The organism is Ruegeria sp. AB6 (genome assembly GCF_056542685.1).
Map to the genome: position 1 here is coordinate 267,459 of NZ_JBQGAD010000003.1, position 25,181 is coordinate 292,639.

Below are 25,181 nucleotides of genomic sequence, written 5' to 3' on the forward strand. Positions count from 1 at the left end.
GTTCAGGCCACGGCGCGGCGGTAGAGATGCCACGTGGCGTGGCCCAGAACCGGGATCACCACGATCAGCCCCAGCAGCAGCGGGATCGCGCCCAGGATAAGCATTCCGACGACGATGAATCCCCAACCCAGGATGACGGCGGGGTTCTGTCTCAGCACCCGGACCGACGTCACCACAGCAACCGGCAGCCCGACCTGGCGGTCCAGCAACAGCGGAAAGCTGACAACGCTGACCGCAAGCGCGATCAGGGCGAACAAAAAGCCGACCGCGTTACCGAACAGGATCATGGTCCAACCCGCGCCGGTCGTGAAGGTCTGAGTCAGAAATGCGCCCAACGACTCTGGCAGATCAGGACCAAGGGTTCGCACATAGATGCTCTGTGCGACCATCAGCCAGATCAGAAACAACATAACCAGATAGAACCCCAGCGCGAGAATGGCGCCGAAGGAAGGTGAGCGGAATACAGACAGCGCGTCCAGCCAATGCGCCTCGCCGCCCTTTTCACGGGTGCGGCTGATCTCATAGAGGCCAACGGCGGCTACAGGGCCGATCAGCGCGAACCCTGCGACCAGAGGGGCCAGCAGAGGGATCATGTTGCGGTCCAGCCCCAACCCAAACATCAGCAAGCCCGCAATCGGATAGATCAGCACGACAAACACCGCATCCGCGCGGGTTTCCAGAAAGTCGCGACCCCCGGCCTTCAAACATTCCCGCAGGTCCTGCATGGTCAGATCTCGAACAACTGGCAGTTTTCGTGTGTCGGCACTGCCAAGGCTGTTGACGCTTTCCGCGATGTGATCGCTGGTAGCGCCAAGATTTCGCGCAGCCCAGCTTACCGGGTTTCCAATCGTTTTCGCCATCGTCATCCCCTCCTCTTTTGCGGCTTGGCGCAGCAGAGAGAATCCGGCATCGGTTGCCCTGGGCCGGACCCGCCGGCAACGCTTACCCCCGAGTATAGCACAGTTTTTCCCGATTTGCGCCGGGTTGCGCTTTTGTGCCGATTGCGCTGCGTCACAAGCGTGTTAGCTTGTCGTCAGGGTACAGGAGGTGAGTATGCAGCAAACGGCACGTACAGTCGTCATTCACAAACATGGTGGCCCCGAGGTTCTGACCCTCGAAGATCGCCCGGTGGGCGAGCCTGGACCGAGCGAGGTGCGCATTCGTCATCGTGCCTGCGGACTGAATTTTATCGACGTGTACCAGCGCGCGGGTCTTTACCCGCTTGAGCTGCCACACGCGCTGGGAATGGAAGCGTCGGGCGTGATCGAGGCAGTGGGCGAAGGCGTGACCCATCTGGAACCCGGTCAGCGCGCGGCCTATGCCGCAATGCCAGCCGGGGCCTATTGCGAGGCGCGGGTGATGCCTGCGACGCAAGTGTGCCCGCTGCCTGAAAGCATCTCATTTGACACGGCTGCGGCAATGATGCTCAAGGGGATGACGGTCGAATATCTATTTCATCGCACGACGCCGTTGAAACGCGGGGATACGGTTCTGTTCCACGCCGCAGCCGGAGGTGTAGGCTTGATCGCCTGCCAATGGGCCAAATCCGAGGGGATTAAACTGATCGGGACCGCAGGAACGGACGAAAAATGTAGCCTCGCCAAGTTCAACGGGGCGGCGCATTGCATCAACTACCGCACCGAAAACTTCGCCGAGCGCGTGGCCGAGATCACGGGTGGTAAAGGCGTGGACGTGGCAATGGACTCGATCGGAGCGGATACGTTCAACGGCTCGCTCGACAGTCTCAAGCCACTTGGGATGATGATCTCGTTTGGCAATGCATCGGGCTCGGTACCGCTTATCGACATCGGCATTCTGGCCAAGAAAGGCTCGATCAAGATCACACGGCCCACCTTGTTCACGCATATTGCCGATCACAGCGTTTGTCAGGCGATGGCGCGCCGTCTGTTCAACAAAGTTGATGGGGGCGAGGTCAAGATCCACATCGACCAGCGTTTCCCGCTGGATCAGGTGGCTGAGGCGCATCGCACGCTTGAGGCACGCAAGACAACGGGCAGCACCATCCTGGAACTATGATCTGACATGGCCCCGACTTCTGGTCGGGACCAAGCTTGTGCGCAAGGAATGGGTCAGAACCGGTATGCGGCGCGGGCCTGAAAGGTGGTCGCATCGACGTCGACGCCGGATGAATTGAAGTCGTTGAACTCGTGATACAGGATTTCGCCACCGATGCTTACATTCGGGGCAACGATCTGTTCGTACCCGGCACCGATGAACCAACCATCGTCACTGCCCAGATTATCGGTTCCGGCTTCGGCAAAGCCGCCGATGCCATAAAGCAGCCCTTGCGATGTGACTTTGTAACCCGCGCGAGCTTTGATGCGCCAAACATCCTCGACCGTGGCTGCGCCACTCAGATCAACGTCTGTCCAATCGTAGTCGAAGCCGCCGCCAACAACCCAATCGCCAAGATCGTAGTCATAGCCCAGAATGATGCCGCCAATCGCACCGTCGCCGTCGATGCCCGAGATGTTTGTGTCGATATCGGCATATCCGACTTGCAGACCGCCATAGAAGCCCGTCCAGTCGCCTGAAGATTGCGCAGCGGCTGATCCCGCCGCCAGAAACGCAAGGCCAGTGGCCGCCAAAATCTTTTTTCTCATGTCGTGCTTCTTTCCCTCAGCTCAGTTTATTGCGCCTTTCCCGGTTTGGATCGCGCACTTGTATATTTGAATACGTTTGAGCGAAGGGTTGGATCACTCGGTGATTTAGCGAAGGAGGGGGTTTTTCACCGAACCGACGTGGCAGAGGGGCGTCGTGCGGTTGAAAGTTTGCTTGCGGAAGGGAAACTATCTACAGATAGCTGTCCAACGAAAAACGGCGGCAGATTTCTCTGCCGCCGCCCCGAGGTAATCCGTGAGTGGATTATTGAGCTTGCAGCTCTGCCGGAGTTTTGCCGGCAATGTCTTTCCAGTTGGCGTCTGCGCGCTCGTTAAAGCCCGGGATATCGCCTTCCCAGCGTTCCTGAATGTCGGCCGACAGGTTCAGGTACAGCTTGTTGTCAACGATTTTCCAGTAGTTCGGGTCGCCGTCAAACTTGAAGCCCATCGCGGTGCCGAATGCGCAGTAGCCGCCATATGCGGGCAGGTACGCTTCGGGGTTTTCTTCAAATGCAACTTTGTTTTCTTCCGAAGCAAAGCGGTACAGCGCATCGTTGTGCAGTGTGGTGATGCGGTAGTCGCCCTTGGTGGCTTCGCCAACGGTGAAGTAGGCAACCGGGTCATAACCCTGCAGCGCCAGGCCGGTCGAGCTTGCGTTCAGTTCAACGCCAGCGGCCAGAGCCGTGCTTGCAACTGCGACGGACAGCGCAACGCCGCCGATGAGGGATTTGATCTTGTTCATGGTGTTCACCTTTCGTGAATTGAGCCACCGGACGACACAGTAATTGTATCTGGGCAACCCTGTCGATTTTGTTCTGTGCGGTCGGTAATTGGCCGTCACGACCCCGAAGTGGGGGCCGGTCTGATCACGTTCAAAACAATCAAATGTGATCATGAGGTAACAAACGCGTTTCGCCCATGAATAAAGGGCGATGCTTACTTTTCGGGCTGAAAAGAAATCACGAATTCAGTGACTTTTTGTGCCGACATCTCACAGGGGCGCAGCAGGGCGCCGCTGTTTTTGGTCAGATAAAGGTTCAGGCTGATATAGTCCGGCCCACCGCGTTCACGGGCCACCAGTTTGTGGGATTTCCCACCTGCCAACTCGGATCGACTGACGACATAGGATTTGGCGCCGCTCTGCCCATTAGACGTGCCAAGAGGGATTGCGAAGAATGCGGTCAGAAACGTGTCCGAGGCGGTCAAGACTGACCGATTTTTGGCTCGGTTCCAGCTTTGATGCGCGCGATATTGGCGCTGTGGCGCCAGTAGACCAGCAAGGTCAGGATAACACCAAGCCCAAATGTCGGGGACTCAGTCAGCACCATGATCCAGATTGTCGACATCGCCGCAGCCATCAGAGCCGCGAGAGACGAGATGCGCCAGATCAGCGCCGTCACCAGCCATGTCAGGCAACAGGCTACGCCGACGCGCCAATCCAATGCCAGCCACAGGCCGAGGAAGGTCGCGACACCCTTGCCGCCCTTGAACCCCAGCCAGACCGGAAAGCAATGGCCCAAAAACGCGGCCAGGGCGGCGATTTGAGCGGCGTCTTCTCCGGCCAGTGCGCGCGCCAGCAGGACAGCGACCCCGCCTTTGGCGGCGTCAAAGATCAGGGTCAGCGCGGCAGCGCGTTTGTTCCCGGTACGCAGGACATTGGTCGCGCCGATATTGCCCGAGCCGATATTGCGCAGATTTCCCAGCCCCATCAACTTGGCAAGGATCAGACCAAAAGGGATCGACCCTATCAGATAGCCAAATGCGGCCCAAAGGATCAGTTGGGCCGTTGAACTGTCTATTGGGGGCATCAGGGTCTCCGGTATACTTCTTGGCCTGCGACATAGGTTGCCGTGACCTTACCCTGCATCCGCTGGCCGTCAAACGGAGTGTTCTGCGATTTCGATTTCAGGCTGAAGCGATCCAGCACAAAGGGCACGTCCGGGTCAAACAGCACCAGATCAGCTGGTGCGCCTTCGGCCAGTCGTCCGCTCTCCAGCCCCAGCCGTTTGGCCGGGTTCAAGGCCATGGCGCGGAACAGGGTCGGCAGGTCCAGTTGCTCGGCGTGATAGAGGCGCAGTGCGGCAGGCAATAACGTCTCAAGCGCCACTGCGCCCGATGCTGCTTCTTCAAACGGAAGGCGTTTGCTTTCCTCGTCCTGTGGCGTGTGCATCGAACTGATGATGTCGATCAGCCCAGTGCGCACCGCCTCAATTACGGCTTGCCGGTCATCCTCGGACCGCAGCGGCGGCTTGACCTTGAAGAAGGTGCGATAGTCGGCCACGTCCAATTCGTTCAGCGTCAGGTGGTGGATCGAGGTGCCTGCGGTGATATTCAGCCCGTTCCGCTTGGCGCGCTCCAGCGCGGGCAGGGCGCGGGCGGTGGTGATCTGATCGGCGTGGTAGGCGGCTCCGGTCATCTCAAGCAGAGCAATATCGCGGTCCAGCCCCATGCGTTCTGCCATGGACGAAACGGCAGGCAACCCATAAAGCGCGGCGAACTTACCGCTGGTAGCGGCGGCCCCGGTGCTGAGTCCCGGTTCCTGCGGATGCGCTATCACCAGCACGCCGCAGGATTTGGCATAGGTCAGCGCGCGGGAAAAAACCTTGGTATTGGCGACTACGTGGTCGCAATCGGTAAAGGCCACAGCGCCTGCATCTTGCAGAAAGCCGATCTCGGTCATCTCGCGCCCTTCGCGGCCCTTGGTCAGCGCGGCCATGGGCAGCACATTGACCGGCGCATCCGCCTGCGCGCGGCGCGTGGCGAATTCCAGCGTTTCGGGTGTGTCGATGGCGGGCAGCGTATCGGGACGGGTAACGATGGTGGTTACGCCGCCCGCTGCGGCAGCCAAGCCGGCGGATTTATAGCTTTCCTTGTGCCGTTCGCCCGGCTCGCAAACCTTGACTCCGATATCGACGATGCCGGGGGCTAGACATTGCCCGCCGCAGTCGATCACCTGTGCGTCTGTGGCCGGAGCGACACCTTCGCCGAGGCCAGCAATGCGGCCTTCCGAGACGTGCAGCCAACCAACTGTGTCCGTTCCGGCCTCGGGGTCGATCAGGCGGGCATTGGTGAAAATCTGGTCGGTCATGTCTGGGCCTCTCGGGCTTTGATCAGGGCTGCCATGGCGGCGTCCGGGTCGGGCAGGTATTCGAATACCAGAAACCGCAGCTGCGAAAACACGATGTTGTGTCCGTTGCGATAGAATTTCAGGTCGGGATGAACGGACAAGGATTTTGCTTTGAATATCTCGCTGATCCACCAGACGTTGCGGTTGGTCACGACATAGACGCGCCGCGTGCGGATCAACCGCTCCCACCACATGAAAAACGCCAACAACAACGTGCAACCGATAAGCTTCCAATAATCGCGCGCAGTCTCCGCAAACCATGGGCTGGCAATCCAACTGAGCGCAAGGCAGGCAATTAGAATGCCATATGCCCATCTCAGGCGTGGAGGAAAATATCCCTGGTCAGGCCGCCCATGCCACAGCACCTGTTCAGTGTCGGGTATTTTCTTGCGCCAGCAGTCGTCGCTCATCCCATGGCCCTTTCTATGGCGGCTTTGGTGGCGGCGGGGTCGGCTTGGTACTTGATCAGGTGCTTGTCGCCGCTTTTGGTGACGACCTGCACGAAACTGCCCATCGTGTTGACGGCTTCGATCTGGTTCAGCGCAACCTTGCGCGGGCCGGGACCGGTGAGGGTGCTGTCAGACATTTCCCACGCATTGCTCAGTTCCTCGGACGCCAGATACCACGCGCGGATGCCGATGGCTGCAAGCCCGGCGGGCGCTCCGGTCCAGACATAGGGGTTTCCGATCAGCCAAAGCACGATCATCGCGCCCGCCATGGCGATGGCGGCCAGGGTCAGGTTGGTTTGGATATAGGCGCGCTTGTTCGGGGTGAAGACTACAGGATCAGCCACAGGGCACCTCCGACAACAAACAAGATGATCACCGCCAACAGGGCCGAGCCGATGCGGTTGGGTGCGCCGGTCTCGATCGGGGATTGCGGGGCCGAGAAGGGCCGCGCGCTTTCAGTGTCGATCGGGCCGCCGGTCCAGTTGGTGGCCTCTTCGGTATAAAGTCCTTGCAGGTGAAGGCGGGCGTCAGGCGTCAAGTTGGCCGCGCGATCGTGAAACGCGGCACTGCGCACCACCATCACCCAGCCTTCGATGGCGTCCAGCGTGGCGCGGTTCAGCTGATCCTCGGACACACCGCAACCTTCGTGCAGGTATCCATAAAGCCCGAGGTCTTCGAGGTCTGAAACGGGAAAGATATCGATCTGCCCTGTATCCAGACCATCGACCCCAAGAACTTGATCGGCGGCACCGGGTTCGCGCAGGAACTTGGCCTCCTCAGCGCGCATATCCAGCGTGAATAGGCGGATCACGCCGCGTTCATGGGGGGCGACGGTCAGGTTGCTCATGCGGCCTCGCGCAGGTTGTGAGCCAGCAGCTCCATTGCGGCCATGCGGACGGCGACGCCCATCTCGACCTGTTCCTGAATGACCGAGCGGTTGATATCATCGGCCAGCGTGCCGTCGATTTCCACGCCGCGGTTCATCGGGCCGGGATGCATGACTATGGCGTCGGGTTTGGCCAGCGCCAGTTTTGCCGCATCCAGCCCGTAGCGGTGGTAATATTCGCGCTCCGAGGGGATAAAGCCGCCATCCATCCGCTCTTTCTGAAGGCGCAGCATCATCACGACGTCGACGTCCCTCAGACCCTCGTTCATGTCGTCGTAAATCTCGGCCCCGAAACCGGCAAAGGTCGAAGGCACCAAGGTCGGCGGGCCGATCAGGCGGATGCGGTTTTCCATCTTGCCCAGCAGGATCAGGTTCGACCGCGCCACGCGCGAATGCGCGACGTCCCCGCAAATCGCGATGTTCAGGCGGTGTAAACGACCCTTGGCACGGCGGATGGTCAATGCGTCCAGCAGCGCCTGTGTCGGGTGTTCGTGCTTGCCGTCACCCGCGTTCAGCACGGCGCAGTTCACCTTTTGCGCCAGCAGGTCCACCGCACCGGAATGCGGGTGCCGCACCACCAAAAGATCGGGATGCATCGCGTTCAGTGTCATCGCCGTGTCGATCAGAGTCTCGCCCTTTTTGATCGAACTGGCCTGCATCGCCATGTTCATCACATCCGCGCCCAGCCGCTTGCCCGCCAGTTCGAAACTGGCCTGCGTTCGGGTCGAGTTTTCAAAGAACATGTTGATCTGCGTCAGCCCTGACAGCACGTCGGAATGCTTGGTCGACTGTCGGTTCATGTCGACATAGGTCTCGGCCAGATCAAGGATGGCGGTGATATCGGATTGTGACAGATGCTCGATGCCAAGAAGGTGACGATGGGCGAAACGCATGGGCGGGCTCCTGTCTGACAATCGAGCCGCTTATAGAAACCTGCGGGGGCTAAGGCAACCTATGGTTCCGACCCCTCGGGCAGTTTCTCGCACCCGCCTTCGGGCAGGCATCGCTCGCCGGGTCTGCACCATTTGGCATTGCCGCAATCGACCGCTTTGACCGGGACGCAACCTTGATTGGCTGAGCATTTGAATCCCTGCCGACATTGCGAGCCGGTTTCTTCGCATAGGAACCAACCCGGACGGGTGCAGCCGCCGCCCGGCAAGCAACTTGTACCGCTGGCGCAGGTGCTGCCGTCGTCACATTTGGCTTGTGGGCGGGGCAGGTTAAACTCCAGCTGGATCGCTTCGCATTCACCGCGTCCGTTGCAAGAGGTGCCACTGGGACAATCCAGGCTAGTTCGGCACTTGTTCTCGCCTTTTGGGGCGCAGCGGCGACTGCCGATGCAACGCTCGAACGGACCGCAGGAAAACCCGCCGCCGCAATAGGTGCCGCCGGGTGGGATGCAATGTCCGTCAAAACCGCAGCGTTGCCCGACCGGACAGCAGTTGCGTCCGCACCGCAATTGCCCCGCGCGGCATTGGTTGACGCGGTCCTGAACCCGGTTGCGTTGCGACAGGCCGTTGCGGTTATGGATGCCTGGGGTTTGAATGCCAAGGCGGTCATTTATCTGCGCAAAGCTTGGGCTGCTGAAGGGGATCAGCAAAACGGCAACCAGAAAGAATCGCAAAAGGGTCAACATGAATGCGACAATGGTCGGCGCGGCAGGGCGGGCGATCAAGTGCTATTCGCTTTCCCTCGGTCAAAAGCTGGTTAGATTGAGGGGCATGGAATCGGCTTTGGACTATTACACCGCGCGGGCGCTGCTGGATTGGCAGATCGAACTGGGCGCAACGGATGCAATTGGCGACGCGCCGGTTGACCGCTATGCGCTGCCCGATACTGCACCCAAAGCCAAAAAGCCGGTGGCGCAGGCCGCACCTGAAAAGCCCAAACAGGTTGATCCTGTCGCGGTTGCCAAGGCCGCGGCCACAGCGGCGGGGTCGCTGGATCAGTTGCGCGCGGCGATGGACGGCTTTGACCATTGCGAGTTGAAGCGCGGCGCGCGACAGTTGGTTTTTGCCGATGGCACGCCGGGTGCGCGGGTGATGATCATCGGTGAGGCTCCGGGCCGGGACGAAGATCGTGAGGGCAAACCTTTCGTAGGCCGCGCGGGTCAGTTGTTGGACCGTATGCTGGCGGCGATTGATCTGGATCGGCTGGAAAACGTCTACATCACCAACGTGCTGCCATGGCGGCCGCCGCAGAACCGCGACCCCAAGCCCGAAGAGATCGGGATGATGAAGCCGTTTCTGGAACGTCACGTGGCACTGGCCAAGCCCGACGTGCTGGTGGTCATGGGCAATATAAGTTGTCAGGCAGTGCTGGGCAAACGAGGTATCACCCGGCTGCGCGGGCAATGGGCTCAGGCGCTGGATCTGCCGGTGATCCCCATGTTCCACCCTGCCTATCTGCTGCGCCAGCCGCAGGCCAAACGACAGGCCTGGGCCGATCTGCTGGAACTGAATGCTCGGCTGGAGGGTAAGTGATGCGCATTCTGGCTTTTTCTGACTTGCATATGGTACGTCACCGCGCCTCCGAACTGGTTGCAGCGAGTACCGAGGCCGATCTGGTGATCGGCGCCGGGGACTATTGCAACATGCGGCAGGGTCTGGGTGAGGCGATGGACATGTTGTCCGGCATCACCGCTCCGCTGGTTCTTGTGCCCGGCAACGCCGAAAGCGCCGAGGAACTGACCGCTGCCGCGCCGCATGGCGTTCATGTCCTGCACGGGACAAGTATGACTGTGGACGGGTTGCGCCTGTTCGGTCTGGGCTATGGCGTGCCGCCGACGCCGTTCGGAGACTGGTCCTGTGACCTGTCCGAGGGCGAGGCCGCTGAGTTGCTGGACCGGTGCGAAGGGGCGGAAGTTCTGATCACACATTCGCCTCCCAAAGGCTATGGCGATGTGACCTCGACCGGTGATGCGGTTGGGTCGACTGCGGTGCGAGATGCGATCGAACGGTTGCAACCGCAGATGTCGCTACATGGGCACATCCACGACAGCTGGGGATATCGCGGCGCGCTGGGGCGCACTCAGGTTGCCAATATTGGGCCGCGCGTGAATTGGTTCGAGGTTGAGGTATGATCGAAACGGTCACTCTATTGGCTTTCATCCCGGCGGCAATGGCGCTGAACTTTACGCCCGGCGCGGACATGATGTTCTGTTTCGGGCAGGGTTTGAAATCCGGAGCAAAACCCGCGCTGGTCGCTAGTGCCGGAGTTTCGACGGGGTTGATGGTGCATGTTTTATTGGCCGGGCTGGGGCTTGGGGCTGCGGTTTCTGCTCTGCCATGGTTGTTCGACGTGATCCGCTGGATGGGTGTGGCCTATCTGCTGTATCTGGCCTGGGGTGCGATCCGATATGGGGCTGTGTCTGCGGATGCGCCTGCTAAACCTGCGCGCTATGCGTTTCGGGACGGGATGGTGGTGAACCTGACCAATCCCAAAGTGATCCTGTTCGTGCTGGCCTTTATCCCGCAATTTGTGAACCCGGCCATCGGACCGATCCTGCCGCAATTCCTCATCCTGGGCGTGATCATCGCGCTGGGTGGGTTCGTGGTGAACGGACTGGTGGGGATTTTTGCTGGAGGCGCTGGGCGAGTGCTGATTTCGAACCCGCGCGCCTCACGTATCATTGGTTGGGTGACGGGCGGGATTTTCACTGCTCTGGCAATCCGCCTTGCTATTCTGGAAAGGGCCTGACGCAAGATGTCACGCATTGATGAAACCATGGATTTCATTCCCGTTCGGATTGCGGTCCTGACCGTCTCGGACACCCGTTCACTGGATGAGGACCGTTCGGGCCAAACCTTGGTGGACCGGATCGAAAAGGCGGGCCATTCGGTGGCGGATCGCAAAATCATCCGCGATGAGCGCGCCCAGATCGCAGATCAGCTGCGCACTTGGATTGCCGACCCCGAGATCGACGTTGTGATTTCGACCGGCGGCACCGGGCTGACGGGGCGTGACGTGACGGTCGAGGCGCATCGGGACGTCTACGAAAAAGAGATTGAGGCCTTTGGCACCGTCTTCACGATTGTCTCGATGGAGAAGATCGGCACCTCGGCCGTTCAGTCCCGCGCAACGGGCGGCGTGGCAGGTGGCACCTATCTGTTTGCGCTGCCCGGCAGCCCCGGTGCTTGCAAGGACGCCTGGGATGCGATTCTGGAAAAGCAGTTCGATTATCGCCACCGTCCCTGCAATTTTGTAGAAATAATGCCCAGATTGGACGAACATCTGCGACGGAAGTAGACTGCTCGCACGTTCAACACTTTATAACCGCTTTGTGGCTTGGCATTTTTGACCGCCCGGCTACCTTTTGTAGGTGGCGGCTTGATGCAACCGGGGTAAGTGCAACATGCGATTTCTGAGGCAGAGCCTTGTCGGTGTGTTTCTGGCGTCCGTGACGCTGGCGCTGCTGTTTGTTGCGGCCCAGATGATCGCGGGGGCCGTGCAAGAAGTGCTGACCCGCGAAGATCGCCCGCCGAAGGCTCGTGAACGCATCTTTGCCGTATCCGTACGCCCGGCCGAGTTTGTAACCGTCACCCCTAATCTGGAAGCGTTCGGTGAGGTTCAAAGCCGTCGCCGGTTGGAACTGCGCGCGGCGCTGGGTGGGCGGGTCGTTGCCCTGTCTGAGGATTTCGAGGATGGCGGTGCGGTAACCGCAGGCGAAGTGCTGGTCGAGTTGGACCCGGCAAATGCGCAATCGGCCCTTGATCGCGCCAAATCGGATTTGCTGGATGCCCAGTTCGAAGAACGTGACGCCGAGCGTTCGCTTCTGTTGGCGCAGGATGAGTTGAAATCGTCAGAAACGCAGGTTGAATTGCGAAACCGCGCGATGAAACGGCAGCAGGACCTTCTGGCTCGGGGTGTTGGTTCTGTCGCGGCGGCGGATGATGCGGAACTTGCAGCAGCCGCGGCCGAGCAAGCAGTTCTGGCCAGACGTATCGCATTGGCGCAGGCGGAATCGCGGGTGGATCAGGCGACGACACTGCTGTCTCGCGCCCGTATCGCGCTTGAAGCCGCCGAACGTGATCTGGGCGATATGACCATCCACGCCCGATTTGGTGGAACGCTGACGGATGTCACGCTGGTCGAAGGGCGTTTGGTTGCGGCCAACGAAAAGCTGGCCGAACTTGTGGACCCCAACGCGCTGGAGGTCGCTTTTCGCGTCTCGACTGCGCAGTTCGTGCGTCTTTTGGATGCAAATGGCGATCTGATCTCGGCCCCGGTCACGGTCTCGCTTGAGGTCACGGGCGCGGATCTGACTGCACAGGGACAGATCAGCCGTGACAGTGGGTCTGCCGGGGAAGGGCAGACCGGGCGTCTGATCTATGCGCGGCTTGATGGGGCCTCGGGCTTCAAGCCGGGGGATTTCGTGACCGTCACTGTGCAGGAACAGCCGCTGGACAATGTGGTGCGCCTGCCTTCGTCTGCTTTGGATGCGGTGGGGACGGTTCTGGTACTGGGCCCCGATGACCGGCTTGAGGCGCTGCCTGTGCAACTGGTCCGCCGTCAGGGGGATGAGGTTCTGCTGCGTGGCGAAGGCTTGGAAGGGCGAGAGGTCGTAATTGGCCGCACGCCGCTGCTGGGCGCGGGGGTACGTGTGCGCCCGTTGCGGGTTGAGGCGAGCGCCGGAGCGGATGCGGGCTTGGTCGAACTGTCAGACGAACAGCGAGCGCAGCTTGTGGCGCAGGTCGAAGCCAGCGACCGGATGCCCAAGGACATGAAAGAGCGCGTGCTGACTCAATTGAGCGAGCCTAAAGTCCCCGCCTCGCTGGTGCAGCGAATTGAAAACCGGGCCGGAGGATAGGCGCGATGATGCGCGAAATCCCCGGTGCGGCCAGCGGAATACTTAGCTATTTCACCCGCCATAGGACCGTCGCCAACCTACTGTTGCTGGTCATGGTGGTTCTGGGCATTGCGGCTGCCCCAAACATGCGGGCGCAGTTCTTTCCAGATGTGATCCTGGAACGGGTCGACGTGAATGTCGCGTGGGAAGGCGCGGGCCCCGAAGACGTGGATAACGGGATTGTTCAGGTGCTGGAGCCGGCACTGTTGGCGGTTGAGGGCGTGGCCAGCACAGATGCGACGTCGCGCGAGGGCAATGCCCGCATTCGGCTGGAGTTCGAGCCTAACTGGGATATGTCGCGCGCGGTCGAAGAAGTCAGAACTGCCGTTGATGGCGTGACCAACCTGCCCGAAGATGCGGACGAGCCGACTATTCGGCGCGGGGCTTGGCGCGATCGGGTGACCGATCTGGTTGTGACGGGGCCGGTCGCGCCGGATCAGTTGGCAAAGTTCACCGATGAATTGATCAACCGCCTGTTTGCCGTGGGCGTCACGCGGACCACGATCCGGGGCCTTGCTGCGCCGCGTATCGTGGTCGAGGTGCCCACCGCGCAACTGATCGCCAATGACATCACCCTGTCCGAGATTGCACAAGCCGTCGCTGCCGAGGTCACAGCCAACCCCGCAGGCGATGTGACCGGGGCCAATGCGCGCATCCGCACAGGTACCGAAAAACGGAGCCCCGAGCAGATTGAGGGCATACCTCTGCGCAATTTCGACGATGGCTCGAAGCTGCTGATCGGCGATGTGGCGCAGATCCGGGTCGAGGGCGTGAACCGCGATCGCAGCTATTTCGTTGGCGAAAACCCGGCCATGTCGGTGCGGGTTGATCGCTCGAACCTGGGGGATGCGATTGAAATTCAACACACGGTCGAGGACGTGGTCGCCGAAATGCAGGCCAGTCTGCCCGAAGGTGTCACGGTCGAGCTGATCCGAACCCGCGCGCAGGCCATCACCGACCGTCTGGATATTTTGATCGACAACGGACTGGTCGGGTTGGGACTGGTCGTGTGTCTTCTGTTTCTGTTCCTCAACGCGCGGATCGCCTTTTGGGTGGCGGCGGGGATTCCGGTGGCGATGTCTGCGGCCATTGCCTTTATGTATATCGGCGGGTTGTCGATCAACATGGTCTCGCTGTTTGGTCTGATCATCACGCTGGGCATAGTTGTGGATGACGCCATTGTGGTGGGCGAACACGCCGATTTCCGTGCCCGACGACTGGGCGAGCCGCCGATGGTCGCTGCCGAACGCGCCGCGCGGCGGATGGCCATGCCGGTCTTTGCCGCGACGCTGACGACGGTGATTGCCTTTTTCGGCCTGACCGCGATTGGGGGCCGGTTTGGCGAGTTGATCCGCGATATCCCCTTCACGGTGATTGCAGTGCTGATCGCCTCATTGATCGAATGCTTCTTGATCCTGCCGAACCACATGGCCCATGCGATTGCGCATTCGGCCAAGGAACACTGGTATGATCTGCCCAATCGCGTGGTCAATCGCGGCTTCCGCTGGGTGCGGGATCATGTCTTCCGCAAGGTGATCGCATGGGCCGTCGCCGGACGGTATGTGGTGGTGGCCGCCATGGTGATGGTGTTGGCCAGCCAGGTGGCTCTGTTCATCAAGGGCGACGTGAACTGGCGGTTCTTTAACGCGCCCGAACGTGGCTCGGTCACCGGTAATTTCATCATGGTCGAGGGTGCGACCCGCACGGACACGCTGGCGATGATGCGGCAGTTGCAGATCGCGGTCGAAGAGATGGGGCAGATCTACGAAGAGCGCCACGGCCGCAACCCCATCGAATACGTTTTGGCCGAGGTCGGCGGCACCGCCGGGTTCGGACTGGCTGCGGCGGACGGCAAGGATTCAGATCTGTTGGGCGGGATTTCGATCGAACTGATCGATGCCGACCTGCGCCCCTATTCCGGCTTTGAGTTCATCGGAGAACTTCAGGACTACGTCCCGCGCCATCCGAAGGTCGAATTGCTCAGCTTTAGGGGATGGCGGTCAGGACCGGGCGGCGATGCAATCGACGTGCAGTTTTCCGGAGCGGATGTGAACACGCTCAAGGCGGCGTCCGAGGACCTGCAACTTGAACTGTCGAAATACCCCGAAGTGTCCGCGCTGGAAGACAATCTGGCCTATGACAAGGAAGAATACATCCTCGATCTGACGGCACAGGGGCAGGCGTTGGGTTTCCGCATCGAAACACTGGGCCGTGTTCTGCGTGACCGGCTAAACGGGATCGAGGCCGCAACGTTCCCCGATGGCCCCCGCAGCGCTGAGATCAGGGTTGAACTGCCAGAGGGCGAGTTGACCGCAGATTTTCTTGAACGCACGCTGATGCGTACGCCGGATGGGGTTTACGTGCCGCTGGCCGATATCGTCTCGGTCCAGCGCAAGTCTGGCTTTTCCACCGTGCGGCGTGAGAATGGATTGCGGGTGATCTCGGTCAACGGAGATATATCGGAAGACGATCCGGCCCAAGCAGCCGAGATTGCGCGCGCCATGCAAGAAGAGATCCTGCCCAATATCGCCGCTGAACGGCAGGTGGAATGGACCATGGCTGGCCTCAGCGAACAAGAAGATGAATTCCTGACCGAGGCGCGCACCGGTCTGATCCTGTGCCTGACCGGTATCTATCTGGTTCTGGCCTGGGTCTTTGCCAGTTGGACGCGCCCACTGGTGGTCATGGCGATCATTCCGTTCGGTCTGGTTGGCACCATTTGGGGGCATTACATCTGGGATGTCCCGCTTAGCATGTTTACGGTTGTCGGTCTGTTGGGAATGACCGGGATCATCATCAACGACTCGATTGTTCTGGTTACGACCATTGATGCCTATCAGCAGGACAGGGGGCTTGTGCCCTCGATCATCGAAGGCACCGCCGACCGGTTGCGACCGGTCATGCTGACGACGCTGACCACGGTTCTGGGTTTGACACCCTTGCTGTATGAGGGCTCGCAACAGGCGCAGTTCCTGAAGCCGACTGTCATCACGCTGGTCTATGGGCTGGCTTTCGGGATGCTGTTGGTGCTGCTGTTGGTTCCGGCGCTGCTGGCGATTCTGAACGACCTCTCGCGCCCGATGACCGCTATGCGCCGCGCCCTGCGTGCCCCGGATCGGGTCGTACAGGCGATGCTGACGGCAACGGGGCTGGTGCTGCTGATCTGGTTCGGGTTGACCATGGTTTGGCCCTTGGCCACTGGGGCACCGATATCGATGTTGACTGGTCTTTACGGGGCCGAAGATGGAATCGCGGCGTTGAATATGGGGCTTGGGGCCTTTGTCGCAGGGGCTGCTATGATTTTGGTGATAAGTATCGCGCTGTCCGGCCTGCTCTATGCGCGGCTCAAGGGGCGCATGGCCTAGCCCCGGCGCAAGGCGGTTGTCAGAAGGTCGGGGACCCGGTCGCTCATCGGCAGGTCGCCGCGTTGGATTTGATCCAGCGGAAACCACCGTGCATCCCGTGCGTCATCACCTGCGGCAGGCTGACCCGAGATATATTCGCAGGCCACACCGACCAGCAGAAAATGGTTTAGAACCGCGCCTTGGGCATCCCGGCGCAGCACGTCCAGATTGTCCAGATAGTGCAACGGGCGCGCGTTGACCGAGGTTTCCTCCAGCAATTCCCGCCGGGCAGCTTCCAGAACGGTTTCGCCCCATTCGACATGACCTCCGGGAAACCCCCACAGCCCGGCATCAGGCTGTTTGCTACGCTGGACCAGCAAAACCTGCCCGACATGCACGACAACGGCCAGCGCACCGATTTTGGGGGTTTGGGTCATACGGGGTCAGCCTGCGCTGCACCCCTGAATGTCGACGGCATGGTTTTCGCCCAGAACGGTGATCCGAATTGCAGACCGGTTCAGAGCAAAAGCGGCCCCATAGGCGCTGACGATTTCAGAGGTCGCAACCAGCGTATCGCCCTGACGCGAAGTGTAGGGCTGCGAAGCCCAGAGCGTTGGGTCGCCGGGCTCGATAACCGCGATCTCCTGCCCTCCGGCCGAGGGCATGGTCACGCGTGCTTCTATCTTGATCCCGTCCGAGGTGGGTGTCAGGCTGCAATGCGCACCGGACACCCGTGCCTCTTTCGCCGAATAAGGGCGCTGAGCCAGCGCTGCGGCGATAGTGGGGTTGCGCCCGGCATCAGCGTTCAGCGTATGGTCAAAGCCCAGCCGTTCGGGAATGCAGACATCCTTGCATATGCCCAAGTCCATAGTGCCTTTCAGCTGCACGGGCTTTGCCGGATTTGCAGGCGTGATCTCGACAGGCAGGACAAGTTGGTCCTCGTAGCCGATAGATTGCAGGCCGTTCTGGTCAAAGATATCCGGTGCGGGCCACGTGATCGACACATCCCCGACGTTGTCTGAACTGGTCCAGTCGAACTGTGGCGGGATACCCGCATCACCTGGCGCGCGCCAATAGGTTTTCCATCCGTCCTGCAACGTCACCCGCACGGCGCCCAGATAGGTGCCCTTGGCGGTGCGTCCACCATCCAGAATGTCCAGTTCAGCCACAGGGCCATTGACCTCGGCCGTGGCCGCACTGGCCGCGCCGAGGATGAGGGTCAAAGCGACCGCTGAAAATGTCATATGCGCGTTCATAATATATAAATGCGCGGTTGCAGCGCAGATTCCAAGTCACGTTCCGGTCACCTGAATGAAATCTGCGGAAAACTGCTGTGATCCCTTGCCAATGCCCGTCCGCAGGGGCCATTGTTGAAGGTGACTCAGCAAGAGATGTCGTTTTATGGACCTAACCGGAAAACTGTTGATTGCGATGCCTGGCATGGGCGATCCGCGTTTCGATCATTCGGTGGTGTTTATGTGCAGCCATGGCGATGACGGGGCGATGGGCCTGATTATCAACAAACCGGCAGACCTGCGGATCAAGACCCTGCTGAGCCAGCTAAATATCCCCTGCCGTATTCCGATTGTCGGCGAACGTCTGGTGCATTTCGGGGGTCCGGTTGAGATGTCGCGTGGCTTTGTCTTGCACAGTGCGGATTATGACGCCAATCTGCATTCGATGAAGATCTCGGATGATTTCAGTATGACGGCGACGCTGGATGTGCTCGAAGATCTGGCCTCGGGGCGTGGGCCGCTGAATTCGACCCTGGCGTTGGGTTATTCCGGCTGGGGTCCGGGTCAGCTTGAGGATGAGATCGCTATGAATGGCTGGCTGACCACGGATGCGACCTCGAAACTGGTGTTCGACGTGCCCGATGATGACAAATGGGAGGCCGCGCTGGCGACTCTTGGTGTTGATCCGCTGACGCTGTCGGCCAGCGCCGGGCGCGCCTGATCAGCTATCTCGCGGCGCGGCGGCGCGGCGCAGGCGGTCATTGATGGCTACACCCAGCCCGACAGAGGGGATCGGCGACACCGCAATCGGGCGTCCGGTATCGTTCAGCTTGTGCAGGGCGGCAAACAGGTTGGCGGCGGCCTCGGTCAGATTGCTAGTGGGCGACAGATTCAGATCGCAATCCACCGCGCCGAAACCCAGCAAAACCTCATCCCCCTGCGCCTGATCAGCCTCAAGGCGAACCGGGGAATCCGGCGCGTAATGCGATTGCAGCTGACCCGGCGCCGTCAAGATGCCACCGGGTTGATGGTGGTGAAGCTCAGTGCCCAAGACATGTTCTATCTGGTCCAGGGCCACGCCGCCAGGGCGCAGCAGGGTTGGCTCACCTGCAAGCCCGACAATTGTGGACTCCAGGCCTACGCCACAGGGACCATCATTCAAAATGGCCGCGATGCGCCCGTCGAGACCGGCGCGTACGTGGTCGGCGGTGGTTGGGCTGATCTGGCCCGAAGGGTTGGCAGATGGGGCGGCCACGGGGCCGTCAAACACCGTCAAAATGGCGCGCGCTGTAGGATGGGCCGGAACCCGCACCGCCAACGTATCCAACCCGGCCGTGACCAGCGACGACACGCCATGATCTGCGCGCAGGGGCAGCACCAGCGTAAGCGGGCCGGGCCAGAAGGCATGCGCAAGTGCTTCGGCCTGATCCGACCACTGCACGAAGCGCTGTGCCGCCTCAACCGAGGCGACATGCGCGATCAGAGGATTGAAACTGGGCCGTCCCTTGGCCGCGTAGATGTTTGCGACCGCCTCACCGTTGCGAGCATCGCCACCCAACCCATAGACAGTCTCGGTCGGGAAGGCGACCAGCAGACCCTGCCGCAGCAGGTCCGCCGCCTGCGCAATTCCGGTCGGGTCGGCGGACAGTTCGAGGGTTCCGTTGGAGATCATGAGGGGTGACGCCGCGTTTCGATTGCTTGTATCATGGGGACAGGTACCTAATCGTCTAAATCCAGATGAATAACGGCGGGTGCCGGGTTTTCCAACCCTGCCGTTTGAGACCCATTGAAAGCCCCGAGGTGAAGCCATGCCCTATCGCGCTCCCGTTTCCGACTATGAGTTCCTGTTCCGCCACGGCGTCGCGTTCGATCAGATCGCGGCGACGGACCGGTTTTCGGAAGCCAGCGAAGATGTGGTGAGCGCAATTCTGACCGAAGCGGGCAAGATGTGCGAAGAGGTTATGGCCCCGCTACAACGCCCCGGCGATCTGGAGCCCGCGCGCCTGGAAAACGGCGTTCTGCGCACCTCGCCGGGCTATGTCGACGGTTGGAAAGCAATTGCCGAAGGCGGCTGGATCGGGATGAGCGCTGACCCGGAATATGGTGGTTTGGGCCTGCCGATGACCCTGACCACGGCTGTTAACGAGATGATGTCGGCCGCCTGTCTGTCGCTGCAACTTGCCCCTTTGATGACTCAGGGCCAAATCGAGGCGTTGGAACATCACGCCAGCGACAGCTTGAAAGAACTGTATCTGCCCAAGATGATCGCAGGTGAATGGTCGGGCACAATGAACCTGACCGAACCGCAGGCCGGTTCAGATGTGGGTGCTCTGACCTCCAAAGCCGAGCCCAACGGTGATGGCACCTATGCGGTTTCGGGCCAAAAGATTTATATCTCGTGGGGTGATAACGATTTTGCCGAAAACATTTGCCATCTGGTGCTGGCGCGTCTGCCCGACGGTGTGCCCGGAACCAAAGGGATTTCGCTGTTCTTGGTGCCCAAGTACCTGCCGGATGAGAATGGGAACCCCGGCGTGGCCAATGACCTGAAAGTGGTTTCTTTGGAGCATAAAATGGGTCTGCACGGCTCGCCGACCTGTGTAATGCAGTATGACGGGGCCACCGGTTGGCTGGTGGGCAAGGAACATGGCGGTATGGCCGCGATGTTCACCATGATGAACAACGCTCGTCTGGGTGTAGGTGGGCAGGGCGTGGGTGCGGCCGAAGGGGCCTATCAGCACGCACTGGCCTATGCGCAGGAACGTAAGCAGGGCAAGACCCCCTCGGGCACCATCATCGACCATGCGGATGTGCGCCGGATGCTGATGGGTATGCGTGCCGATGTTTTTGCGGCGCGTGCAATCATGCTGGCCAACGCTGCGGCCATCGACATGGCCACAGCCACCGGGGATGCTGATTGGGTGGCGCGCGCAGCGCTGCTGACGCCAATCAGCAAGGTCTTTGGCACTGAAACCGGAATGCGGGTTTCGGAAACAGGGGTTCAGGTGCATGGCGGCATGGGCTTTATCGAGGAAACCGGCGCAGCGCAGTTCTATCGCGATGTGCGCGTGACCGCGATTTACGAAGGCACGAACGGCATTCAAGCGATGGACCTTGTCGCGCGCAAGATGATGGATGGCGGCGAGGCGGCGGGTCGCCTGCTGGACGAGATCGAAGATCACGCCGAAAAGGCCCGCGCTACCATGCCCGAACTTGCGGGCCCGGTTTGGGAAGCGACCGAAAGCTTGCGTGAAACCACCGAATGGCTGGTTTCGCAGAGCGATATGAACACCCGTTTTGCCGGTGCGGTGCCCTATCTTCATGCGTTTGCGCGCGTGTTGGGCGGACATTTTCACCTCAAGGCGGCGCTGGCTGCGGCCGATGGACCTCGGTTCAAGCTGGCACGTTATTATATCAACGCGCTGCTGCCTGAATGTGCCGGTTTGTTGGCGCAGGCGCAGAATGGCGCTGACGACATCTACGCAATGGACGTAGATGAACTGGTGGCCTGATGGACGGAGATACCGCGCTGACGATCCGCTATCCTTGGCCCGAGCCTCCGGCACCAGGTGAAGCGATCGAGATTGCCGAAGGCGTCTTGTGGATGCGCCTGCCGCTGCCTATGGCGCTGGATCACGTCAATGTCTATGCGCTGGATGACGGCGATGGGTGGACGGTGATTGACACGGGGCTGTCCTCGAAGAAGACCCGGCGCATCTGGACCGACCTGATGGTCGGTCCGCTGGCTGGCAAACCCGTCAAACGGGTGGTTGTCACACATCACCATCCTGATCACGTGGGCAACGCCGGGTGGTTTCAGTCCGAACACGGGGCCGAACTGGTCACGACCCGCACCGCCTGGCTGTTTTCCCGAATGCTGCAACTGGACGTCCAGGAAACTTGGCCGAACGAGACGCTGGATTATTACCGCAGCGCCGGCATGGATTCGGATTTCCTGGCCAAACGAATGACCGAACGGCCCTTTAACTTCTGCGACACGGTCTATCCGATGCCACTGGGCTTTACCCGGATCAAGCAGGGCAGCGTGATCCGCATGGGTGGGCGCGACTGGGACGTGCATATCGGCAATGGCCACGCGCCCGAACATGCCACCTTCTGGAGCCGCGACGACAATCTGGTGATCACCGGCGATCAGATCCTCAGCTCGATTAGCCCCAATCTGGGGGTCTACGTCACCGAGCCGCTGGCCGACCCGGTGGCCGAATGGCTGGACGCGTGCGAGCGTTTGCAGGGCCTCGCGCAGCCCGATCATCTGGTGCTGGGCGGGCACAAACTGCCCTTTACCGGGCTGCCGCTGCGGATGAAGCAATTGATCAACAACCATCACAGCGCGCTGGAACGTCTGACCGATTTTCTGAACACGCCGAAAACCGCCGCCGAGTGCTTTCCGCCCCTGTTCAAACGAGAGATCGGCAACGGCGAATATGGGCTGGCGCTGGTCGAGTCAGTTGCACATCTGAACCATCTCTATCACATTGGAGCGGTGACCCGGACGCGGCGCGCAGACGGGGCGTGGGAGTTTCAGCGCAAAGGGTAAAACCATGGACAAGATCGATACCTCGGCCGAGGCGGCAGAATCCGCAGCCCTTCCCCGATGCTACGAGGTCCATGCCAATCCTGACGCTCAATCCGGGGCACAGGAGTTGCCCAACACGCTGCAGAAACCGGTCGGGACCAAAAGCCCCGCGCAATGGGCTTACGAGCGGTTGATCCTCTATATCCAGAATTTCGAAAAGACGCTGGATGCCGATCACGAAGTTGCCATGGGCTTTACCGGTGGCGACGCTGGCGTGATGCGGATCGAAGGGATGGGCTATTTCGATCCGGACATGATCACGTTCTATGGATCGGATGCGACGGGCGCGAGGACGCAACTGGTGCAACACGTCAGTCAGTTGAACGTGATGCTGCGCGCCCTACCCAAATCGGTCGAGGATAAACCGGCCAATCGGATCGGGTTCAGGCTGGCGGCTGATCTGGAAGATAGCTGATTACCTGACTTGCAATTCACGTTTGCGCAGCCTTGAATGAGTGCACCATTCAGGAGGGGCGCGGCATGACGACTTTCGTTGACGTTACAAATGCCTACAGGGGGGCATGGGCGCGATGGCACGTTTTTGTGCCGGTATACATCGCCGTACGGCTGCTGCTGGTGGCCCTGATTGCGCCCGGCGTGGCGATTGCGGTGAACTTGGCGGTCTCGCTGTCCGATCAGACCGCCCTGACCGATCAGGATATCGCGGCTTTCATCCTGTCTCCGGTCGGCTTCGTGGTCGCGATCGCGGTGCTCAGCATCTTTCTGCTGGCCGAAGTGTTGGTGTTTTCCGTCATGGCCGGATCGCTGCGGATGGGGGAAAGCGACGCGTGGCGGGCGGGCAGTTCCGCGATCCGTTTGATCCTGTCGCGCTTGCCTGCGCTCTTTAGTTTTGCCGCGCGGTTTATTTTGCGGGTTTTGCTGTTGATTCTGCCTTTCGCGGCCGTCTCGGCCCTGATCGCGTGGTGGACGCTGACGGAATATGACATCAACTACTACCTGACCTTTCAGCCTCCGTCCTTCTGGATTGCGGTAGGGCTGATCGGGGCGGTCATGTTGGCGATGGCATGGGTGTTGATCCGCCGGCTGTCGGCCTGGGCGCTGGGTCTGCATCTGGTCCTGTTCGAAGGGGTTGCTCCGGCTAGCGCCTTCAACATCAGCGCCAACCGGATGGAGGGTAAACGCGGGCGGTTGAAAATTGAGCTGGCGATCTGGCTTGTCCTGCGCCTTGTCATTGCCGGTTTGATCGCAACCGTTGCAGGGCTTCTGTTCGATCTGGTTCCGTTGCAAGGGGCGGCGCATCTGCGGCTGGCACTGATCTATAGCCTGATCGTTGCGGGTCTGTGGTCGCTGGCCGGGCTGATCCTGGCGGCAACTGCACTGGGCGCTCTGGCCGTGTTGCTGGATGGGTTTTTCGAGATCAAGACCTCGGAACCGCCGCACCCAGAGCCGGGCAACCTGCGTGTGCCGCTTTTGGGCGCCGTCGGTGCGGCCGCTGTAGCGGTGCTGATCGGGCTATGGCTGGGGCAAGGCCTGCTTGAGAACATTCAGGCCCCAGACCGGGCCGAGGTTATTGGACACCGGGGCGCGGCGGCGTTGCGGCCCGAAAACACCATGGCTGCTGTTGAAAAAGCGATCGAGGATGGCGCGGATTGGGTCGAGATCGACGTGCAAGAATCGGCGGATGGTGTTGTAATCGTGGCCCATGACAGTGATTTCATGAAACTGGCCGGTGTGCCCACCAAGGTTTGGGATGCCACGATGGAAGATGTGGCCGAGATCGACATCGGCAGTTGGTTCGATCCTGAATACGCCGATGAACGCACCCCGACCCTGCGACAGGTTCTGGAGGCAGCCAAAGGCAGATCCAAGGTTATTATTGAGTTGAAATATTACGGCCACGACGTTGATCTGGAAAACCGCGTCTCCGCGCTGGTGGAAGAGTTCGACATGCAGGACGACATCGCCACCATGTCGCTTAAATACCCCGCCGTGCAAAAGATGAAAAAGCTGCGCCCAGATTGGCGCGCTGGTGTTCTGGCGGCGACTGCCGTCGGCGATCTGTCCGGGTTGGAGGGTGAATTTGTCGCCGTTAACGCAGCGATGGCGACGCCGGGATTGGTTCGTAGCGTTCAGGCGGCAGGCAAGGATATCTATGTCTGGACTGTAAACGATCCACTGCAAATGTCTGCCATGGCCTCAATGGGTGTGGACGGGTTAATCACCGACCGCCCCGCCATGGCAAATGAGGTCCTGCGCGTTCGTGCCGAGATGGGTCCGGCTGAGCGCCTTTTGCTGTGGTTCGCCACCACCTTCGGAATGTCTGTTGATACTGAGACGATGCGCGATGAAAGCCCTTAAGTCAGCCATCCTTGTGATATTGATGGCGGGACCTGCGGCAGCACAGGACATCCTGCGCAATCTTGAAATGCCCGCCCACCGCGCGTTGATTGCAGCTGCGGCCGGTTCCCCTCTGACGCCATTTGAAACCGACGGCTGTTCTGGCGGTTTGTCATCAAGCTGGCGCTTCGTGGCCGAAACCTTTCCCAAGTTCCGCGCGCTTTATCAGACGCATCCGCCGTGGGAATATTGCTGCGTGACCCATGACCGCGCATATCACAATGCAGGAGCCGGGCTTTTTGCTGAGGACAGCTATACCGCGCGCCTGTCTGCCGATGACACGCTGCGCGCCTGCGTCAAGCAGCACGGCGCCGATCACGCCGAAGAATATGCTGTTCTCTACGATATGACACTCGACCAGATTCGCACCGCCCATTCGGTCACGGCCGAGGCGATGTATGCAGCGGTCCGGTTTGGGGGTGCGCCATGCTCGGGGCTGCCCTGGCGTTGGGGGTTTGGGTATCCGGGATGTTCGGTGTTTCCGTCTCTTGCACCTGCGCGCGAATGACGTGGTGACAGCCCTTGGATTTTCGATTATCCAACATTTCAAATACGCGAATTGGGAATCTTTCAGATGGCTGAACACAAGCACGGCGAAATGGACATCAAAGTTCAGGAAAAAACCTTTGACGGCTTTATCAAGGCCACCACCTGGTGCGTGGTTGCGATTGCCTTCCTGTGCCTCTTCTTGGCGGTTTTCGCCTCTTAAATTCAAG

Annotated in this window: 28 protein-coding genes; 15 read left to right on the forward strand and 13 right to left on the reverse strand. The window is 60.3% G+C overall.

Annotated features, from left to right (window positions below; all coding sequences use genetic code 11):
- Positions 1 to 2: 2 nt before the first annotated feature.
- Positions 3 to 860 carry a DUF2189 domain-containing protein gene (locus ACR0DB_RS09295; RefSeq protein ID WP_480550347.1) on the reverse strand — a complete coding sequence of 286 codons (858 nt, stop codon included), beginning with the start codon at positions 858 to 860 and terminating at the stop codon, positions 3 to 5.
- Positions 861 to 1,053: 193 nt separating this feature from the next.
- Between ACR0DB_RS09295 and ACR0DB_RS09300 the strand changes: the two genes are divergently transcribed.
- The gene (locus ACR0DB_RS09300) at positions 1,054 to 2,037 is read left to right on the forward strand and encodes a quinone oxidoreductase family protein (RefSeq protein WP_480550349.1); all 984 of its coding nucleotides are present in this window, start codon (positions 1,054 to 1,056) and stop codon (positions 2,035 to 2,037) included.
- A 53-nt stretch (positions 2,038 to 2,090) separates the two neighbouring features.
- Here ACR0DB_RS09300 and ACR0DB_RS09305 read toward each other — a convergent pair whose 3' ends face one another.
- From ACR0DB_RS09305 to ACR0DB_RS09345, 9 genes are all read right to left on the reverse strand, one after another.
- The gene (locus tag ACR0DB_RS09305) at positions 2,091 to 2,624 is read right to left on the reverse strand and encodes an outer membrane protein (protein WP_170789659.1); all 534 of its coding nucleotides are present in this window, start codon (positions 2,622 to 2,624) and stop codon (positions 2,091 to 2,093) included.
- A 262-nt stretch (positions 2,625 to 2,886) separates the two neighbouring features.
- Entirely contained in the window at positions 2,887 to 3,363 is a 477-nt protein-coding gene (locus tag ACR0DB_RS09310; protein WP_170772674.1) for a YHS domain-containing (seleno)protein, read from the reverse strand.
- A 194-nt stretch (positions 3,364 to 3,557) separates the two neighbouring features.
- Entirely contained in the window at positions 3,558 to 3,827 is a 270-nt protein-coding gene (locus ACR0DB_RS09315; RefSeq protein ID WP_170772672.1) for a hypothetical protein, read from the reverse strand.
- Positions 3,824 to 4,429, reverse strand: a complete 606-nt coding sequence (plsY, locus tag ACR0DB_RS09320) for a glycerol-3-phosphate 1-O-acyltransferase PlsY (protein WP_480550352.1) — start codon at positions 4,427 to 4,429, stop codon at positions 3,824 to 3,826. The genes ACR0DB_RS09315 and plsY overlap by 4 nt, the downstream gene beginning before the upstream one ends.
- Positions 4,429 to 5,709: a dihydroorotase gene (gene pyrC / locus ACR0DB_RS09325; RefSeq protein WP_480550354.1), complete on the reverse strand. Its 1,281-nt coding sequence runs from the start codon at positions 5,707 to 5,709 to the stop codon at positions 4,429 to 4,431. The genes plsY and pyrC overlap by 1 nt, the downstream gene beginning before the upstream one ends.
- Positions 5,706 to 6,158, reverse strand: a complete 453-nt coding sequence (locus ACR0DB_RS09330; protein ID WP_480550356.1) for a hypothetical protein — start codon at positions 6,156 to 6,158, stop codon at positions 5,706 to 5,708. The genes pyrC and ACR0DB_RS09330 overlap by 4 nt, the downstream gene beginning before the upstream one ends.
- Entirely contained in the window at positions 6,155 to 6,541 is a 387-nt protein-coding gene (locus ACR0DB_RS09335) for a hypothetical protein (RefSeq protein ID WP_170772665.1), read from the reverse strand. Before ACR0DB_RS09335 ends, ACR0DB_RS09330 begins: the two co-directional genes overlap by 4 nt.
- Positions 6,526 to 7,044 (reverse strand): hypothetical protein, encoded by a 519-nt coding sequence (locus ACR0DB_RS09340; RefSeq protein WP_480550358.1) that lies wholly within the window; start codon positions 7,042 to 7,044, stop codon positions 6,526 to 6,528. The genes ACR0DB_RS09335 and ACR0DB_RS09340 overlap by 16 nt, the downstream gene beginning before the upstream one ends.
- The gene (locus tag ACR0DB_RS09345; protein WP_480550360.1) at positions 7,041 to 7,976 is read right to left on the reverse strand and encodes an aspartate carbamoyltransferase catalytic subunit; all 936 of its coding nucleotides are present in this window, start codon (positions 7,974 to 7,976) and stop codon (positions 7,041 to 7,043) included. Before ACR0DB_RS09345 ends, ACR0DB_RS09340 begins: the two co-directional genes overlap by 4 nt.
- 509 nt (positions 7,977 to 8,485) lie before the next feature.
- Here ACR0DB_RS09345 and ACR0DB_RS09350 point away from each other — a divergent pair.
- The 7 genes from ACR0DB_RS09350 (at position 8,486) to ACR0DB_RS09380 (ending at position 16,296) form a co-directional block, all read left to right on the forward strand.
- Complete coding sequence (locus tag ACR0DB_RS09350; RefSeq protein WP_170784992.1) at positions 8,486 to 8,794, forward strand: hypothetical protein; 309 nt, start codon at positions 8,486 to 8,488, stop codon at positions 8,792 to 8,794.
- Between the two features lie 10 nt (positions 8,795 to 8,804).
- Positions 8,805 to 9,566 carry a uracil-DNA glycosylase gene (locus tag ACR0DB_RS09355; protein WP_480550362.1) on the forward strand — a complete coding sequence of 254 codons (762 nt, stop codon included), beginning with the start codon at positions 8,805 to 8,807 and terminating at the stop codon, positions 9,564 to 9,566.
- Positions 9,566 to 10,165 carry a metallophosphoesterase family protein gene (locus tag ACR0DB_RS09360; protein WP_480550364.1) on the forward strand — a complete coding sequence of 200 codons (600 nt, stop codon included), beginning with the start codon at positions 9,566 to 9,568 and terminating at the stop codon, positions 10,163 to 10,165. The genes ACR0DB_RS09355 and ACR0DB_RS09360 overlap by 1 nt, the downstream gene beginning before the upstream one ends.
- Positions 10,162 to 10,782: a LysE family translocator gene (locus ACR0DB_RS09365; protein WP_480550366.1), complete on the forward strand. Its 621-nt coding sequence runs from the start codon at positions 10,162 to 10,164 to the stop codon at positions 10,780 to 10,782. The genes ACR0DB_RS09360 and ACR0DB_RS09365 overlap by 4 nt, the downstream gene beginning before the upstream one ends.
- A 6-nt stretch (positions 10,783 to 10,788) precedes the next feature.
- Positions 10,789 to 11,331: a molybdenum cofactor biosynthesis protein B gene (moaB, locus tag ACR0DB_RS09370; protein ID WP_170772654.1), complete on the forward strand. Its 543-nt coding sequence runs from the start codon at positions 10,789 to 10,791 to the stop codon at positions 11,329 to 11,331.
- A 106-nt stretch (positions 11,332 to 11,437) separates the two neighbouring features.
- Complete coding sequence (locus ACR0DB_RS09375; protein WP_170772652.1) at positions 11,438 to 12,892, forward strand: efflux RND transporter periplasmic adaptor subunit; 1,455 nt, start codon at positions 11,438 to 11,440, stop codon at positions 12,890 to 12,892.
- Positions 12,893 to 12,897: 5 nt separating this feature from the next.
- On the forward strand, positions 12,898 to 16,296 hold the full coding sequence (locus ACR0DB_RS09380; RefSeq protein ID WP_480550368.1) for an efflux RND transporter permease subunit: 3,399 nt from the start codon (positions 12,898 to 12,900) through the stop codon (positions 16,294 to 16,296).
- Here the strand turns inward: ACR0DB_RS09380 and ACR0DB_RS09385 are convergent.
- Positions 16,293 to 16,712 (reverse strand): NUDIX hydrolase, encoded by a 420-nt coding sequence (locus tag ACR0DB_RS09385; RefSeq protein ID WP_480550370.1) that lies wholly within the window; start codon positions 16,710 to 16,712, stop codon positions 16,293 to 16,295. The two genes, ACR0DB_RS09380 and ACR0DB_RS09385, sit on opposite strands and share 4 nt — an antisense overlap.
- 6 nt (positions 16,713 to 16,718) lie before the next feature.
- Entirely contained in the window at positions 16,719 to 17,519 is an 801-nt protein-coding gene (locus ACR0DB_RS09390) for a protein-disulfide reductase DsbD domain-containing protein (RefSeq protein ID WP_480550372.1), read from the reverse strand.
- A 157-nt stretch (positions 17,520 to 17,676) separates the two neighbouring features.
- Here ACR0DB_RS09390 and ACR0DB_RS09395 point away from each other — a divergent pair, with 157 nt between their 5' ends.
- Positions 17,677 to 18,231 (forward strand): YqgE/AlgH family protein, encoded by a 555-nt coding sequence (locus ACR0DB_RS09395; RefSeq protein ID WP_170772643.1) that lies wholly within the window; start codon positions 17,677 to 17,679, stop codon positions 18,229 to 18,231.
- On the opposite strand, the gene ACR0DB_RS09400 is transcribed toward ACR0DB_RS09395, so the two are convergent.
- Positions 18,232 to 19,182: an L-threonylcarbamoyladenylate synthase gene (locus ACR0DB_RS09400; RefSeq protein ID WP_480550374.1), complete on the reverse strand. Its 951-nt coding sequence runs from the start codon at positions 19,180 to 19,182 to the stop codon at positions 18,232 to 18,234.
- A 136-nt stretch (positions 19,183 to 19,318) separates the two neighbouring features.
- On the opposite strand from ACR0DB_RS09400, the gene ACR0DB_RS09405 reads away from it, so the two are divergent.
- From ACR0DB_RS09405 to ACR0DB_RS09430, 6 genes are all read left to right on the forward strand, one after another.
- Positions 19,319 to 21,022, forward strand: coding sequence for an acyl-CoA dehydrogenase family protein (locus ACR0DB_RS09405; protein WP_480550376.1), 1,704 nt, complete (start codon positions 19,319 to 19,321; stop codon positions 21,020 to 21,022).
- On the forward strand, positions 21,022 to 22,068 hold the full coding sequence (locus tag ACR0DB_RS09410; protein WP_480550378.1) for an MBL fold metallo-hydrolase: 1,047 nt from the start codon (positions 21,022 to 21,024) through the stop codon (positions 22,066 to 22,068). Before ACR0DB_RS09405 ends, ACR0DB_RS09410 begins: the two co-directional genes overlap by 1 nt.
- Positions 22,069 to 22,072: 4 nt before the next feature.
- Positions 22,073 to 22,522, forward strand: a complete 450-nt coding sequence (locus ACR0DB_RS09415) for a DUF6173 family protein (protein WP_480550380.1) — start codon at positions 22,073 to 22,075, stop codon at positions 22,520 to 22,522.
- A 65-nt stretch (positions 22,523 to 22,587) separates the two neighbouring features.
- A complete protein-coding gene (locus ACR0DB_RS09420) occupies positions 22,588 to 24,426 on the forward strand; it encodes a glycerophosphodiester phosphodiesterase family protein (protein ID WP_480550382.1) in 1,839 nt (612 codons plus the stop codon).
- On the forward strand, positions 24,413 to 24,973 hold the full coding sequence (locus ACR0DB_RS09425; protein ID WP_480550384.1) for a hypothetical protein: 561 nt from the start codon (positions 24,413 to 24,415) through the stop codon (positions 24,971 to 24,973). The genes ACR0DB_RS09420 and ACR0DB_RS09425 overlap by 14 nt, the downstream gene beginning before the upstream one ends.
- 66 nt (positions 24,974 to 25,039) lie before the next feature.
- A complete protein-coding gene (locus ACR0DB_RS09430) occupies positions 25,040 to 25,174 on the forward strand; it encodes an aa3-type cytochrome c oxidase subunit IV (RefSeq protein ID WP_170772630.1) in 135 nt (44 codons plus the stop codon).
- Positions 25,175 to 25,181: the final 7 nt, after the last annotated feature.

Coding starts and splice junctions, on each gene's coding strand:
- ACR0DB_RS09380 (WP_480550368.1), top strand. CDS start 12,898: ATGATGCGCGAAATCCCCGGTGCGGCCAGCGGAATACTTAGCTATTTC.
- ACR0DB_RS09375 (WP_170772652.1), top strand. CDS start 11,438: ATGCGATTTCTGAGGCAGAGCCTTGTCGGTGTGTTTCTGGCGTCCGTG.
- ACR0DB_RS09425 (WP_480550384.1), top strand. CDS start 24,413: ATGAAAGCCCTTAAGTCAGCCATCCTTGTGATATTGATGGCGGGACCT.
- ACR0DB_RS09405 (WP_480550376.1), top strand. CDS start 19,319: ATGCCCTATCGCGCTCCCGTTTCCGACTATGAGTTCCTGTTCCGCCAC.
- moaB (WP_170772654.1), top strand. CDS start 10,789: ATGTCACGCATTGATGAAACCATGGATTTCATTCCCGTTCGGATTGCG.
- ACR0DB_RS09390 (WP_480550372.1), bottom strand. CDS start 17,519: ATGACATTTTCAGCGGTCGCTTTGACCCTCATCCTCGGCGCGGCCAGT.
- ACR0DB_RS09420 (WP_480550382.1), top strand. CDS start 22,588: ATGACGACTTTCGTTGACGTTACAAATGCCTACAGGGGGGCATGGGCG.
- ACR0DB_RS09300 (WP_480550349.1), top strand. CDS start 1,054: ATGCAGCAAACGGCACGTACAGTCGTCATTCACAAACATGGTGGCCCC.
- ACR0DB_RS09365 (WP_480550366.1), top strand. CDS start 10,162: ATGATCGAAACGGTCACTCTATTGGCTTTCATCCCGGCGGCAATGGCG.
- ACR0DB_RS09410 (WP_480550378.1), top strand. CDS start 21,022: ATGGACGGAGATACCGCGCTGACGATCCGCTATCCTTGGCCCGAGCCT.
- ACR0DB_RS09345 (WP_480550360.1), bottom strand. CDS start 7,976: ATGCGTTTCGCCCATCGTCACCTTCTTGGCATCGAGCATCTGTCACAA.
- ACR0DB_RS09400 (WP_480550374.1), bottom strand. CDS start 19,182: ATGATCTCCAACGGAACCCTCGAACTGTCCGCCGACCCGACCGGAATT.
- ACR0DB_RS09350 (WP_170784992.1), top strand. CDS start 8,486: ATGTCCGTCAAAACCGCAGCGTTGCCCGACCGGACAGCAGTTGCGTCC.
- plsY (WP_480550352.1), bottom strand. CDS start 4,429: ATGCCCCCAATAGACAGTTCAACGGCCCAACTGATCCTTTGGGCCGCA.
- pyrC (WP_480550354.1), bottom strand. CDS start 5,709: ATGACCGACCAGATTTTCACCAATGCCCGCCTGATCGACCCCGAGGCC.
- ACR0DB_RS09355 (WP_480550362.1), top strand. CDS start 8,805: ATGGAATCGGCTTTGGACTATTACACCGCGCGGGCGCTGCTGGATTGG.
- ACR0DB_RS09330 (WP_480550356.1), bottom strand. CDS start 6,158: ATGAGCGACGACTGCTGGCGCAAGAAAATACCCGACACTGAACAGGTG.
- ACR0DB_RS09385 (WP_480550370.1), bottom strand. CDS start 16,712: ATGACCCAAACCCCCAAAATCGGTGCGCTGGCCGTTGTCGTGCATGTC.
- ACR0DB_RS09415 (WP_480550380.1), top strand. CDS start 22,073: ATGGACAAGATCGATACCTCGGCCGAGGCGGCAGAATCCGCAGCCCTT.
- ACR0DB_RS09430 (WP_170772630.1), top strand. CDS start 25,040: ATGGCTGAACACAAGCACGGCGAAATGGACATCAAAGTTCAGGAAAAA.
- ACR0DB_RS09295 (WP_480550347.1), bottom strand. CDS start 860: ATGGCGAAAACGATTGGAAACCCGGTAAGCTGGGCTGCGCGAAATCTT.
- ACR0DB_RS09360 (WP_480550364.1), top strand. CDS start 9,566: ATGCGCATTCTGGCTTTTTCTGACTTGCATATGGTACGTCACCGCGCC.
- ACR0DB_RS09305 (WP_170789659.1), bottom strand. CDS start 2,624: ATGAGAAAAAAGATTTTGGCGGCCACTGGCCTTGCGTTTCTGGCGGCG.
- ACR0DB_RS09340 (WP_480550358.1), bottom strand. CDS start 7,044: ATGAGCAACCTGACCGTCGCCCCCCATGAACGCGGCGTGATCCGCCTA.
- ACR0DB_RS09395 (WP_170772643.1), top strand. CDS start 17,677: ATGGACCTAACCGGAAAACTGTTGATTGCGATGCCTGGCATGGGCGAT.
- ACR0DB_RS09310 (WP_170772674.1), bottom strand. CDS start 3,363: ATGAACAAGATCAAATCCCTCATCGGCGGCGTTGCGCTGTCCGTCGCA.